This window comes from Mesotoga infera (assembly GCA_011045915.1).
Lineage (GTDB): Bacteria > Thermotogota > Thermotogae > Petrotogales > Kosmotogaceae > Mesotoga > Mesotoga infera_D.
Map to the genome: position 1 here is coordinate 1 of DSBT01000087.1, position 13,207 is coordinate 13,207.

At 46.6% G+C, this 13,207-nt stretch carries 10 protein-coding genes and 1 pseudogene; 4 read left to right on the forward strand and 7 right to left on the reverse strand.

All coding sequences use genetic code 11. From position 1 onward, the window contains the following. The 5 genes from ENN47_02965 to ENN47_02985 all read right to left on the reverse strand — a co-directional run. The coding region (locus ENN47_02965) for a diguanylate cyclase (protein ID HDP77145.1) at window positions 1-1,360 on the reverse strand (1,360 nt) is incomplete at its 3' end. Between the two features lie 14 nt (window positions 1,361-1,374). Then, window positions 1,375-2,946, reverse strand: coding sequence for a GGDEF domain-containing protein (locus ENN47_02970; GenBank protein HDP77146.1), 1,572 nt, complete (start codon window positions 2,944-2,946; stop codon window positions 1,375-1,377). Window positions 2,947-3,041: 95 nt separating this feature from the next. After that, entirely contained in the window at window positions 3,042-3,377 is a 336-nt protein-coding gene (locus ENN47_02975) for a DUF4258 domain-containing protein (GenBank protein HDP77147.1), read from the reverse strand. A 42-nt stretch (window positions 3,378-3,419) separates the two neighbouring features. Then, window positions 3,420-5,921 carry an alpha-amylase gene (locus ENN47_02980; protein ID HDP77148.1) on the reverse strand — a complete coding sequence of 834 codons (2,502 nt, stop codon included), beginning with the start codon at window positions 5,919-5,921 and terminating at the stop codon, window positions 3,420-3,422. A 19-nt stretch (window positions 5,922-5,940) separates the two neighbouring features. Continuing rightward, window positions 5,941-6,510 (reverse strand): hypothetical protein, encoded by a 570-nt coding sequence (locus tag ENN47_02985; protein HDP77149.1) that lies wholly within the window; start codon window positions 6,508-6,510, stop codon window positions 5,941-5,943. A gap of 210 nt (window positions 6,511-6,720) precedes the next feature. Between ENN47_02985 and ENN47_02990 the strand changes: the two genes are divergently transcribed. From ENN47_02990 to ENN47_03005, 4 genes and pseudogenes are all read left to right on the forward strand, one after another. Then, on the forward strand, window positions 6,721-7,389 hold the full coding sequence (locus ENN47_02990; GenBank protein ID HDP77150.1) for an ABC transporter ATP-binding protein: 669 nt from the start codon (window positions 6,721-6,723) through the stop codon (window positions 7,387-7,389). Beyond that, window positions 7,382-9,556, forward strand: coding sequence for an FtsX-like permease family protein (locus ENN47_02995; GenBank protein HDP77151.1), 2,175 nt, complete (start codon window positions 7,382-7,384; stop codon window positions 9,554-9,556). Before ENN47_02990 ends, ENN47_02995 begins: the two co-directional genes overlap by 8 nt. 8 nt (window positions 9,557-9,564) lie before the next feature. Then, window positions 9,565-10,560: a S58 family peptidase gene (locus ENN47_03000; GenBank protein HDP77152.1), complete on the forward strand. Its 996-nt coding sequence runs from the start codon at window positions 9,565-9,567 to the stop codon at window positions 10,558-10,560. An 86-nt stretch (window positions 10,561-10,646) separates the two neighbouring features. After that, window positions 10,647-12,036, forward strand: a pseudogene (locus ENN47_03005) (HD domain-containing protein). Between the two features lie 37 nt (window positions 12,037-12,073). Here the strand turns inward: ENN47_03005 and ENN47_03010 are convergent. Together ENN47_03010 and ENN47_03015 are read right to left on the reverse strand one after the other, a co-directional pair. Further along, a complete protein-coding gene (locus ENN47_03010) occupies window positions 12,074-12,430 on the reverse strand; it encodes a hypothetical protein (protein HDP77153.1) in 357 nt (118 codons plus the stop codon). Window positions 12,431-12,457: 27 nt separating this feature from the next. Next, on the reverse strand, window positions 12,458-13,207 hold a 750-nt coding region (locus tag ENN47_03015; GenBank protein ID HDP77154.1), incomplete at its 5' end, for an L-threonylcarbamoyladenylate synthase.

Here is a 13,207-nt window from a genome sequence, read left to right on the forward strand (position 1 = left end):
GGATTACGAACTCTTCTCCTCCATACCTGAAAGCATAGTCAATCTTCCTTATGTTTGAGATTATAAGCGAAGAGAGGATCTCGAGTATCTCGTCTCCCTTCAGATGGCCAAGACGGTCGTTTAGTCCCTTGAAGTTATCGATGTCAAGCATGATGATGGAGAGCGCATTGCCGTACCTCTTGGCCCTATTTATTTCGTACTCCACTACTTCAAACATCTTCTTCTGGTTCATGAGGCCGGTTAGGGAATCTGTCTCGGCTCTCAGCTTTAGCAGCTCGTTAGCAGACTTCAATTCACTTTGCATCTTCGTGAGCTCTTCGTTCTTTCTGTCGATCAATTTGTTTACTTCTGAAAGCTCATTGTTTCTTGCTGCCATGTCCTCGATTTCCCTGAGCTTCTGCATAGCGGCAAAGGTCGCTCCCAGCTTTGCAATTACTCTAGCTTCTTCTTCTCTGAATATCTCGGAATTCAGTTTTGCCATCTCCCTGTACTTTTTCAGTGCTCCCTCAACATCGCCATTCGCCTCCTGGATTTCGGAGATAGCCTTTAACTTCTGAAGAATTTCCGATTTGTTTCCCTTCGATCTGTGATATTCCAGCGAAGTTTCGAGAGAGGCCAGAGCAGAATCCAAGTCTCCCGTCGCCTTGTAGTATTCGGCTTCATAGCGACAAACTTCTGCAAGAGAGTAATCGTCACAGTTCTTCTTTGCTACCTCACGGGCTTTGTTCAAGAGATCGATGGCCTCATCCTCTCTTTCGGTATAGAGGAAGATGTCGGCGAGGTTCATATAGCTATTGGGAAGATCTTTCTCAAGAGAGTGTTTCTCCTTAATCTCAATCGATTTTCGAATGAACTGCGCGCCACTGCCGTCTTCTTTAATGTTTTCAATAGCTATTCCCTTATTGTTGAGATACTTGGCAAGAGATATCTCGTCGTTAGCCCTCTCGGCGAGGGCTATAGCCTTTTCTGTATATTCTAGCGATTTCTCGTAATTCTCCATTTTCAGGTAGACGCCGGCAATGTTGTTGTAGATCATCGACAGGGTACTTCCATCTCCTATTTCATTGAAGACGTCAATGGCATTGTAAGCATATTCGAGAGCCTTTGAAAACTCGCCTGATTGACAGCTGATTCTAATCATACCGTTGTAGGCAAGTCCGAGCTCGCGGGAAGTCTGACCCTTGAATTTCTCAAGTTCTCTGCTTACAGTTTCGAAGGCAACTAGAGTCTCTCCCGAGCTAAGCAAAGCTTGCTGGAACCTTCTTAGAAGCGACAGCCTTTCCTCGACACACAACTCACTTTTCGAAAGATACTCTTCGTAATAATCTGTGAAGCTCTTCTCATGATCTATCTGTCCCATTTCATTCGCCTTTCTCAAATGGCCGCCTCGCTTATCTCAAGCCTGTCCTTTCCTTTTGCTTTTGCTTCATAGAGCAATTTGTCCACAATGGAAATGAATTCGTCCGAGGACTCACCTTTCCACTGCCTTGCACCCGCGCTGAAAGAGACAGCTATCTCAAGGCGCTCACGTAGAGACCGCTTCAACCTTGAGTACACCTCCGCTGTCCTCTGCATATCTGCCGAAGGAAGAAGGATGAGAAACTCCTCGCCACCGTATCTGAAAGCGAAATCATTCTTCCTGATGGAAGATCTAATCAGTTTCCCGATGGCCGCGAGTAGCTCGTCGCCCTTCAAATGCCCGTAAGAGTCATTAATTGATTTGAAGTTGTCCAGGTCAAGCATAATCATGGTCAGTGGAGTTTCGTATCTCTCTGCTCTCGAAATCTCACTGTCCAGTACTGATTTCATCTTCCTGTGATTCAACAGCCCGGTCAATGGGTCAGTCTCGGCCTGCTTTTCCAGCAGCCTATTGATCTCCTCCAGCTTGGCTTTCATTTTCTGGAGCTCGTCGTTTTTCTCCGATATCTCTTCATTTACCGTTCTTAGCCTCTTGTTTTGTTCAGCCAGGTCGTTAATTTCTTTCAGTTTCTCCCTCGCCTCGAACGATGATTCCAGCTGGGCAATCGACCTTGCCTGTTCTTCCTTAAAAATGCTACGGCTAAGTTCAGTAATCTGTTTGAACGTGTTTAGGGCCTCTTTAGAGTCTCCTGTCAACTCATACACTGAAGAGATATCGTTCAGTACTCCCAGTAGTTCAGTCTTGTTTCCGTTTTTTTGATGGTATTCTTTGACTTCCTCAAACAGGTTGATAGCCGAGGCGAAATCTCCCTCGCCTTTCAAGAAACGGGCTTCGTATTTCATTGTCTCGGCAATTGCATATTCGTTTTCGTTCGCTTTGGCGATTTGCCTGGCTTTTTCGAGAAGCTCGGCTGCTTCTGCCTTTCGATTCGATTCGTAATATAGTTCTGCAAGATTCAAATAACTGCTGGGGAGCTCAGAGTTCATACCGTGCTTTTCCTTGATCTTCACGGCCTCTTCAAGATAGGGAATCCCAGATTCTCCAGTCTCACCGTTCTCATGTATAATGGCGATATTATTCAGGCAGCAGGCGGCATTGATCTCGTCACCATTTCTCTTGGCCATTTGAAGGGCTCTCTTTGCGTGCACCAATGCCTTATCGTAGTCCTTCATCTTGAAGTAAAGGCCGGAAGTGTTAATAATGACTTTCGTGAGCAGTTCTCTTTCATTCTTCGCTTCGCATATTACCTGAGCCCTTTTCGAATGCTCTACCGCACCCGCAAAATCGCCGACAAGAGCGCTCAGTTTGATCATCATATTCAACAAAACGGCAATCTCTACTGTTGAGTTATCGTCGAACTTCCCGAGTTCTTTCTCCAAAATCTCATGCGCAGCTAGAGTCTTACCCTGCCCATTAAGGATGGATACCGCTTCTTTGAGATATGATAGCCCTCTGGAAGGTTCGTCCTCAGGCGTAGACATGTATTGTTTGAGCAACTCGACAACTTTGTTCTTGCTTTCTTCCATATAGTCCCCATTCCTCTGAAAAACCTCAGATTGCAGTTCCAGATAGCAGGAAAATCAACAACGCTCTTTTCCGTTAGCGAAGTCGAAATTGTATGCTAGCCATCAAACGGTGGCGTTTCTCGATCACCACCATTCCAATATACCGTGATTACTTCGAAGTTGGCAAGCTTCTTCTCAAGTATCACCGTGATTTCGTCATCCATTATCTTCATTCTGTTGTAGTTGGTAATCTCTACTTTACGGCCCTCCTCGAGAACTCTCAATATCCTTTCCGGCTCAATATCTCTTTCATTCATTCTCAGAATCGCATGCTGACTGAAAGTGATCTCCCTCTCTTCCTCTCTCTGTTCTCCATCGTCATCCCTGCTCAGGTACTTTATCAGGAGCGCAGTGACTATCACGGCAAAGATCACGGCCAAAGTAAAAAGCATAGTTGCCTCCAGACATCCGCTCTTTGGTCTATTTTCAAATTCTTAGTCTATCTTGATCAAAATATCATCCATAATATACGGATCTTCCCTGTTTCCTCCTCCGAAGTGATAGCTTTTCGGCTCGGGATAGAGATCGCGGTAGACTGCTTCAATTCCGTCGAAGTCCCACGTGGTTATGTATATGTTGAATCCCTTCAAATCATCCGGTCTTCCGATAGTCTCCCCGGCGATTCTTAGAATGACCTCGTTGGTCATCTTGTTTGTCTGCACCAGTGGAGTAGGTGAAATGGCAGTCCCAAAAGATCCGGGACCGCTTCCCTCTGCAGAGTATGCAACTACGGACCAACCGTTTGCGAAGATGAAGTAATCCCAGTCCAGCCCATCCGGCATATTGGCATTCTGGAAAGGCAGGACCATAGCCCCCTTCTTGTCCGGGTCGTCTATGAAGATCTGGAATGTAACGTGATCGAATCCGTTTTGCGGTCCCCACGAATCAGTCAGGTCCTTTATCTTCATCGCCAAAACCAGCGAAGCCCCTATCTGTTTTACATTCGCCCCGAGAAGATCCATCTGGTTCTTGAAAGTGATGTCTGTAGGATACCTATATCTTCCATGAGGACCTCTGTCGTCGCCTTCGAGATCGGGAAGAGATGCCAGAAGCAATTCAGGGATGTCAAGTATTATGGTGTAGTCGTCACTGTAGATTGATTCTCTTCTCGTCTTGCCGTAAACTTTGAATAGAATCGAATGAGTTCCGGGATCGAATTTAGATATATCCCAGTCGTAAGACCATTTTCCGTCTACGATATCAATATCCTCCGCTTCTTCAATTTTCGCGTCGAATATTATCTTCACCAATGACGCTCCTGATGCGGTCCCTGTTATCGTGTAGGTTGAGTCAATCTTCTGGTTTTCTTCGAGATCTGCCGTGAACTCAATATTCGGAATCTCAATTTCGCGAGACACATCCGAAGCGATTCCCACATAGACTGAACGAGGATTCATTGACATAACAAGTTTCCCATCTCTTTCCACTGGATAACCCTTTGATAGCGAGTTGAATGTGTAGATCGGCTCAATAACCTGGCCCTCTTCCAGCTCCGTTTCCATATTTGCTAGAATTCTTCTTTCGCCTGCAGTGTTCATTATCACGAATACCTTATCACCGTTGTGTTCGAGTCGGTAGGCGAATATTCCAGGCCCGTTAGAGTCGGATTTCAGGATTTCGATTGTTCCATATCTGAAGACCGGGTACTCCTTTCTGAGATTCGAAAGATCCCTTATATAATTGTAAAGCTCCGACTGAGTGTCAAAATGGTCTACTCCTCCAGACTGAAAACCTTCGGCAAACATGGTGGCTCTTGTCTCGAAGAATCCCTGTTCTGTGCCGTAATAGATCACCGGAATTCCAGGGATTGTGAAGATGAAAGCTAACGCCTGTTTGAGGTTTGAAAGTCCGCCTCCTTTTAGGAAGCGCTCCATATCGTGATTATCTATGAAGGTCAGGAGCCTGGTATGATCGAGCCTGCTCTGCCTCACTTCAAGCCTGTATCCTAGATTTGCAGTGGGTTTTCCTTCTTTGAACACACTCCTAAGCTCAATGTTCAAAGGAAAATCGAGCATTGCGTTCATGCCGGTATCAAAGAACTCCTCAATCACGATTTCTCCGCTATCGTCGAATGGATCACTTCTCACCCAGGCCTCTCCAAAGGTAAGGAATTCCGTTTTGTCATTTCTGGAGGCAACTTCGTAGACCCCAGCTTCACCGTTCAAGAACTCTTTCCAGAACTCCATTGGAGCATAAATAGCCGTGTCGATTCTGAAACCATCGATATCAGCCTCTTCTATCCAGAAAGTGAATGAGTCTTTGAGAGCCGAGACGACCGCCGCATTCTCAGTGTTGAGGTCGTCCAGACCCGACATCTGATAATTGAGCTTCTGGTATTGATCGTTGAAATCGGAAATATCCGGCGTCCAGTGATATATATGATCAGTCTCGCTTTCTTCGAAGTTGTTCAGGGAGAATGGGTATTGTTCGGGAGAAGCTGTCGGTATACTTTCTGTATTCAACTCGAACTCTCCGTCCACGAAGCGGAAGTAATCACCGACATGGTTCGGGACAATGTCCTGAATCACAAGCAACCCTCTTGCGTGAGCTTCCTTTACCAATCTCCTGTACAGCTCGATGTCTCCAAAGTGTTCGTCGACTCTTTTGAAATCCCTGGCCCAGTAGCCATGGTAACCTCCGTAGTTCACCCAAGGATTCCACCACTGGTTGGCAACGGGAGGGGTGATCCATATAGCCGTTGCACCAAGTCCTTTGACATAATCCAGTTTTTCGATTATTCCCTCGAGATCTCCGCCGTTATATCTCGAGTTGTCGCTGCCGGACTCCCCATATCCCATGTCATCGTTGGTCGGATCGCCGTTCGAAAAACGGTCTATCATAATGAAATACACTATCTGATCCTCCCACGCAGTTCTTGCAGAGCAGACCAACGTCACAAAAGCAATTAGAAGAAGAGTAAGAAGCAGCTTTTTCATGTCTTCACCTCCAGATTTTTCAGATCAATATGCTATCCAGAAACTCTCCAAGGCTCTTGACTCTCAATCGATGTTCGATATGCCTGTTATAAGGCCAATCTAAAATGTAAGTGTTGATGCCGTGATCTAGCAGGTTCTCAATATGATGCGGCGCGTCGTCGACGGCGTATTCAACACCGAGAACTTCACAAAGTTCACCCTTTCTGGAGCTTACAATTACCGATACTGGTACGTCAATCACCTTTTGAATCCATCTCTGAGATTGCATCTGAACGTTTCTTCCCTTCGTCGGGAATCTGGACGTTATAAAATAGAACTCGTGAAGGCCTTCAGCAATCAGATCGCCAAGCCTCATTAAGTCCTCCTCAGCAGCATAAGGAGGCAGCGACTCGTAGAAATCTTCTGTATTCCTTATGGCTTCCCACACCTTTTCTTCCATCTCAAGCGTTAGGTTGGGGACGGTTTTCCAGAAATCCCAGACCTTGACCTCAACTTCCAGCGGCACCTCTTCAAACATTCCATGGGCGATACTTAGGAAGGCCCGATTGAAGTCCGTAAGAATGTCATCTATATCGATCATTATCTTCATCAGCTCACCTCCGTATAAAACAGTATATATCATATTATTATGGCTTTTTTTCTCTCTCAAGGGGAAGTCTCCTAACTGATTTTCTAGTGGCTGCAATTATACTGTGCCCAATTTGGTCTGGTCAACTCAAAAAAACTGATTCGCCAGGTTTTCCTGTGCGGAGTGTTTGTGGGATAATCACAGTAGGTCTTCTCAAAGGGAGGAAGTAGGATGTTCGAATTGAAAGAAGTCGCATTGATATATGAGACGAAGAAGCAGGCTCTGGCGGCGCTCAAATCGACAGACCTCAAGATAGAGAAGGGAGAAGAAGTTGGGATATTCGGCCCTTCGGGTTCTGGAAAGTCATCGCTTCTCTTCATTATGAGCACACTTAAGGAGCCAAGTCGTGGAGAAGTCAAATACGAAGGCAAGGAGCTTACGGCTCTTACTCCTTCCGCAAAAGCCGAACTCCGGCGCAAAGAGTTCGGATTTGTGTTTCAAGAGCACTTCTTGATAAACCATTTGACTGTAAGGGAGAACATTCTGCTCCCCCTAAAAGAAAAACGAGGAGCAAGAAAGAGGCTCGAAGAAATCACTACTGCGCTTGGATTGAACGAACTTCTCAAACGATTCCCATATGAGCTCTCGCTTGGGCAGAGTCAGAGGGTTGCAGTGGCAAGAGCATTGATAGCCGGTCCGAAGGTTGTTTTCGCCGATGAACCGACCGCTTCCCTGGATGATGAAAATGGTAGCAGGGTAATAGAGCTCTTGAAGTCTTATTGTTCTAAGTCCGGTGCGACTCTGATACTCGTTTCTCATTCATTTGAGATCATCGGTGATTTCAGAAGAAGACTCAAAGTGGAGAATGGTCAGGTCTATGAGGTTGGTGTGAATGCTTAAGTACATGTGGTTATACCTGAGAAGAAGGCCGGGCAGAATTCTGGTCTTCATATTCGTTGTCGCTCTAGGTGTATCGATGAGCCTTGTGATCAGCTCAATCTTTCTGTCCTTCGGAGAGACGAGAAGCAGGATAGCAAAGATCAACGAGAGCTGGATTACGGTGCAGTATCTCTCTGAAAGTGGAAGAGATGAATCAATTGACAATAGTCTTATCGAGATTTTCGAAGACGTATTTGGTCTTTCAGATGTTATCCCCGTAGATATAGCCTATCTCGGCTACAACCTTTTCGGAAGCGCAAGAGCCAATTTCCCCGTTTATGGAATAAAGCAGACGGAGATATCTCGGATGCTGCAAGAGAGCAATGGCTACATCTCAGAAGGGACGGTATTTTCCCCAGGGACAAACGAAATCATTGTATCCGACTCATTTCTGAAGGCCTCGGACGTCGGTCTGGACAGTGTCTATGAGGAAGAATCTGAAATGGCAAGCGAGGGCCTATACACCGTGGTTGGATCTCTTGCAGGATCCTCTGTATTCGGCCTGGGGCCGTCTGGAATTTCGAGGGGAGATGGGTTATTTGGCTTTCTGGTATTCTCTGAAGGTGGTTTCCTAATAGCAGTCGAAAACGAACTGAGATCAAGGGTCGTCGGAGAAGAGCTTTCGGTTTCGATTAGGGGGCCTGTTTCTTCCAGAGAGACTCTTGAGAGGCAGTACGCAAGCTACTACTTGGGAGTCTTCTTGACAAATCTCTTTGTCTCTCTGGTCTTCATAGTAGCTCTTACAATGCTTAATTCGGTGAGCATTCGTGAAAGAAGAAAAGAGTATGCTATTCTTGCCGCCATAGGGCATTCACCCAAGAATTTGAAAATAAGACTATTTATGGAGTCGCTTTATCAGGGGACTGCTGGCTGGATTCTGGGACTCCTTGCGGGTAGAGCTGTTCTTTCACTATTCGAAGATCGCTTTTTCACGCCCAATGGTCTTTATCTAGGCGACAGTACCATATCATCTATCTGCACGTTATTCATACCGTTTACTACGATTGTTCTATCTCAGATACTGATAGGGAGACATCTCAGAAGAGATCTCGTCGGTCTTCTTAAGAGCTCTGAAGAAAGATTAGGTCTGCTCAAGAATAGATTCAGGAATGTCGGTTTGCCCTGGCTCCAATTTCCGTTGAGGAGCGACGGCTACAAATCTCTTTTTGTGAATATCATCGCGTTTGCCGCGCTGGTGACTGTTTTTGGTTCACTTCTATCTTCGTTGACGGGCACTGTTCGAGAGAGCGGCTGGTTATTCGATCGTCGTTCCTATATTCAGACCTCGGAATTGGAGAAGTTCACGCTTCCCGAAGAAATTTCATTGAAGTCGACATCTGTCCTTCCTGCCGATCTTCTCGAGCTGGATGTGAAGCTTATGTTCGGCGCTACGAAACTCTTCATTCCAGTTGTGTCTGCTGAGCATTCGAGACTTCTACCGATTCTTGGCGAAAATCCCGTGGCCGGTACGCTATATGTTAGCAGGGGTCTTTTCGACTTGATTGTCAATGGTTCTGTCAGGGGGTTGGATTACTCCTCAATGGAGGTTCTGCCTAATCTAGAAAGTCTCGCTGGTGTTCTGGTGGAGGACAGAATCAAATCTGAAGGTCTTCTGGTATCATACGATGATCGCAACCTTGCAGGAGAAATAAGGCGTTTCGCCTCCGAGGCCGGTCAGGTTGAAGTGGTCGACAGGAAGACTTTCGAGTTGAAGATCCGTGCCGAGACGCAGTTCATGGGGTTGATTTCCTCGATTATCATCTATCTTCAGTTCTTCGTCGTCATGATAATCGGTGTGGTTACCGTTACAAGGGTGATCTTGGCAAGACGGAGCGAGATATCAATCAGGAACATTTTGGGACAGAGCAGAGACGAGATCGGTCTTCTCTTTTTCGGCGAACTAGTATTAGTGCTTTCCATAGGCGCAGCAACTGGATATCTTCTGACAACGCTCTGCTGGCAGATCTTTAGATCTCTCTTTCTACAGGGATTGTATGTTTCATCGATCATAGTTCCGGAGACACTCTACAGAATCTCTTTAATGACCGTTATTGTTTTGCTTGTCGGAGTAATCACGGCAAGATGCATGATCTCGAAACAGGATCCAATATCAATTATAGAAAGATAGGTGAAGAGATGAGATTTCGAGAGCTCGCTCGCCAGTCAGACGGGTACGAAACGGGGGCTTTGAACAAGATCACCGATCTTGAGGGAATACGAGTCGGGCATTACACTTTGACTGAGGATTCACCGAGATGTCTGCGAACGGGAATAACCGTCATAAGGATTCCTTCCGTATATGAAAGACCAGTCCCAGCGGCTTCCAGCGTCTTCAACGGTTATGGAAAGTCGATGGGTCTCATTCAGATAGAAGAACTCGGGACGCTCGAAAGCGATATCTTTCTGACCAACACACTTTCAATTGGAGCCGTACATCAAGGCGCGGTAAGGCTCGCCCTCCAGAGCAATCCCGAATTGTCGTCGCTAAACGTAGTCGTCATGGAGTGCAACGATGGGTTCCTCAGTGATATTCGCTCACTATCTATTAGAGAAGAGATGGTGTCTATAGCCGTAATGAATGCAAGAAAAGACTTTACTCTTGGTAGTTGTGGAGCGGGAACTGGAATGATCTGTTTTGGGTATAAAGGGGGAATTGGATCTTCATCCAGGATTATTGAATTCGATGGGAGGAAGTACACCGTCGGGGCGATTGTCCTATCGAATTTCGGGAGATCTTCCGATCTTAGAATACCTTCGTTAGAGTTGTCTGACGACAGTGGAAGTTCAGCGCAAGGTGCCGGATCCTTGATCATGATTGTTGGCACAGACCTTCCCTTGATGCCCCATCAGCTGAAGCGGGTCTCGCGACATATGAGTCTCGCCATAGGCTTGCTTGGGGCCCCTGGACACCACGGAAGCGGCGATATCTCTCTTGCTTTCAGTACTGCGAGGGAGTACTCCTTGAGCGATCAGAGATTGATGAGCCATGGGAATACGATTAGCGAGATATTCAGGGCTTCCGCATGGGCCTGCGTTGAGGCCATAGTTGATTCGATGCTTTCATCTGACGGTATGTCTGGCTTCAAAGGATCGGTCAAATCATTGAGGAGCGCGCTGATTGGCAAACCTTGAAATTAATCTGGTTGAACTGTATCGACCGCTTTGTACGGATAGCCAATTAATGTTATCATCGATTATTCACTAATCTGGAGATGAAAATGAGCGTTTCCAACGAGAGACTTAAAGTTGAAAGAAGTGATGGAGGAGCATTCGACGAATGTAATTTCTTAAATGCCGATGATTGACGCGACTTCTTATCGCTCTCAAAAAATGGCATTATTCTGTGTGGATTGACGATTGAGGGTCGCTCAATGTGATCGATGCCAATCAAGCCGCTCTCGAAATAGAAGGTCTTCCGAGAGAAGCTGTCATTGGAATGGACTTTGAGCGTGTGTTTCCCGCGGCCCGGGAAATCGGTATAATGGGCGCGATCCAGGAAGTAAACAGAACCGGTATTTCACTTCGCATCGAACAGAAACAGAATTCAGACGCAAAAAGCGTAATTTGGAGAGATGGGACGATTTCTAAGCTTTCTTCAAATGTCATCGCTATTGTCTACAATGACTTGGATGAATCATCTGAAGCGAGTAAGAACCTTTAGAAGAGCACGTTAGAGCTAGATAGGCTCTTCGCAAACCTTCCTGGGATTGCCTTCCGATGCAAGAACGACAGAGAGTGGACCATGGAAGTTGTCAGCAGAGGGATCATAGAGCTCACCGGCTACCGGCCAGAGGAGATTATTGGAAACAAGGAACTGCCTTACTCGGATTTGATATACACCGAGGATAGGGAGATGGTGTGGGAGCTAATCCAGGAGTCTTTTGCAGCAGGCGATCACTACGAGATAGAGTACCGGATAGTGACCAGGTCGGGTCAGCTCAAGTACGTTCTTGAAAGGGGAAAGGTAATAGCCGGCGAAAGTGGGGGCGAAGTGTTCGTCGAAGGCTTCATCTCAGACGTTACGAATCTGAGGGTAGCGAGGAGAGAGGCCGAGGAGAGTAAGGAAAAACTCGAGGCTACCTTAAGAAGCACAATTAATGCGCTTTCCAGAATTGTGGAGATAAGAGATCCCTACACTTCGGGGCATCAGAGAAAAGTGGGGCTTCTTGCAGCATCGATTTCCAGGAGAATGGGACTTGAAGATGGACTTTGCGAGAACATAAGGATAAGCGGCCTTCTCCACGATATCGGGAAACTCTGGATCCCTTCCGAGATTCTAAGCAAGCCCGGGAGACTCAATCAAATAGAGTTTGACATGATCAAGGAGCACTCTCGACTTGGATATGAAGTTCTAAAGGAAATTGAGTTTGATTTTCCGATTGCCGACTACGTGATTCAGCATCATGAGAGGCTGAACGGTTCTGGATACCCTAACGGGCTGAAAGGAGAGGAGATACTCCTGCCGGCAACAATGATCGCTGTGGCAGATGTCGTCAAAGCAATATCGTCGCACAGACCCTACAGGCCGGCACTTGGAACAGAGGTGGCAATAGAAGAGATCACTTCCGGAGCAGGTACCCTTTGCGATCGTAGGTTACGAGGGCTTGAGTCGATTTGCTGGAAGATGGATTCACTTTCGAGTAGATCATGGAGAGGGTATCGCCTCGATGATATTTCTCTTCATGCCAAGAATGGGGATTCTTCTTCCAGTTACAAGCGCCTGATAGGTCCTTCCGACTTCAAGCATCTTGAAGACCTTTGAAGCAGCATAGAATCCCTGGCTTTCGGCGTTTTGGATCACGAATTCCTCTCCAGTATCTGCCGTCACTCTATAATCGGATTTTCCGGCTTCGGAATTGTCGACTTTCTCGACCACGGTTATTTCGATCATCGTCACGGCCCTGTCGCCCCAGGTAAAGACGAGGTAGAAAGCAAGTGCGACGATAACCGTTCCCAGTAGGACGAATATCTCTCCCGAAAGATTCTTGAGTCTTTTTTTCAAACTAGCCACTCTCCCCGAGTCTGAATTCTAAGTCCTTTCAATTTTCCAAGCCGCCTTCCTCAGCCTGTTCATGATTGCAAGTCCCACACCTGTTTCAGGGAAAGGCTCGGCAATGATCTGAGAGTATTCCATGTTCTCTTTATTTCTCAGTTCTTTGAAGAGGTTCGAGGCAACCTCAAGGAGGTTGTCTCTCGAACCGAGAACGACCTTCTTGACCTGAACGGGATAATAGTCCTTCATTTCTTCAGAACAAAGAACGAGAGACTTCTTTCTTCCAGCCACTATTCCCACCTTTGCGACAACCATTCCGGTCTCTCCTTCGACGAGTATTAATGGAATGTCTGGAGAATAATGTCTGTATTTCAAACCCGGCGACATTGGATCACCAAGATACTCTTTTCTTCCCGAAACAAAATCCGGAACAAGAAGATCTGGAAGGACTCCCTTCAGTTGATCCGGGTCGACAGGGCCCGGTCTCAATAGGGAGGGTCTTCCTCTTGAGAGATCAATAATCGTAGATTCCAGTCCGAAAACCGTCGAACCCGAAAGGATTGTGCAGCTAGCTCTTTCGTCCATGTCTTCGATCACGTGTTCTTCCATTGTGGGGCTTGGTCTGCCTGAGAGGTTTGCACTGGGCGCTGCGATAGGAACACCCGAGAGTCGTATCAGTTCTTGGGCCACCCGGTGGGAAGGAAATCTGACGGCCACACTCTTCAGCCCCGCAGTAACGGAGTCAGGTATTTCCTTGCTTTTTTCGAAGATCAACGTCACTGGCCC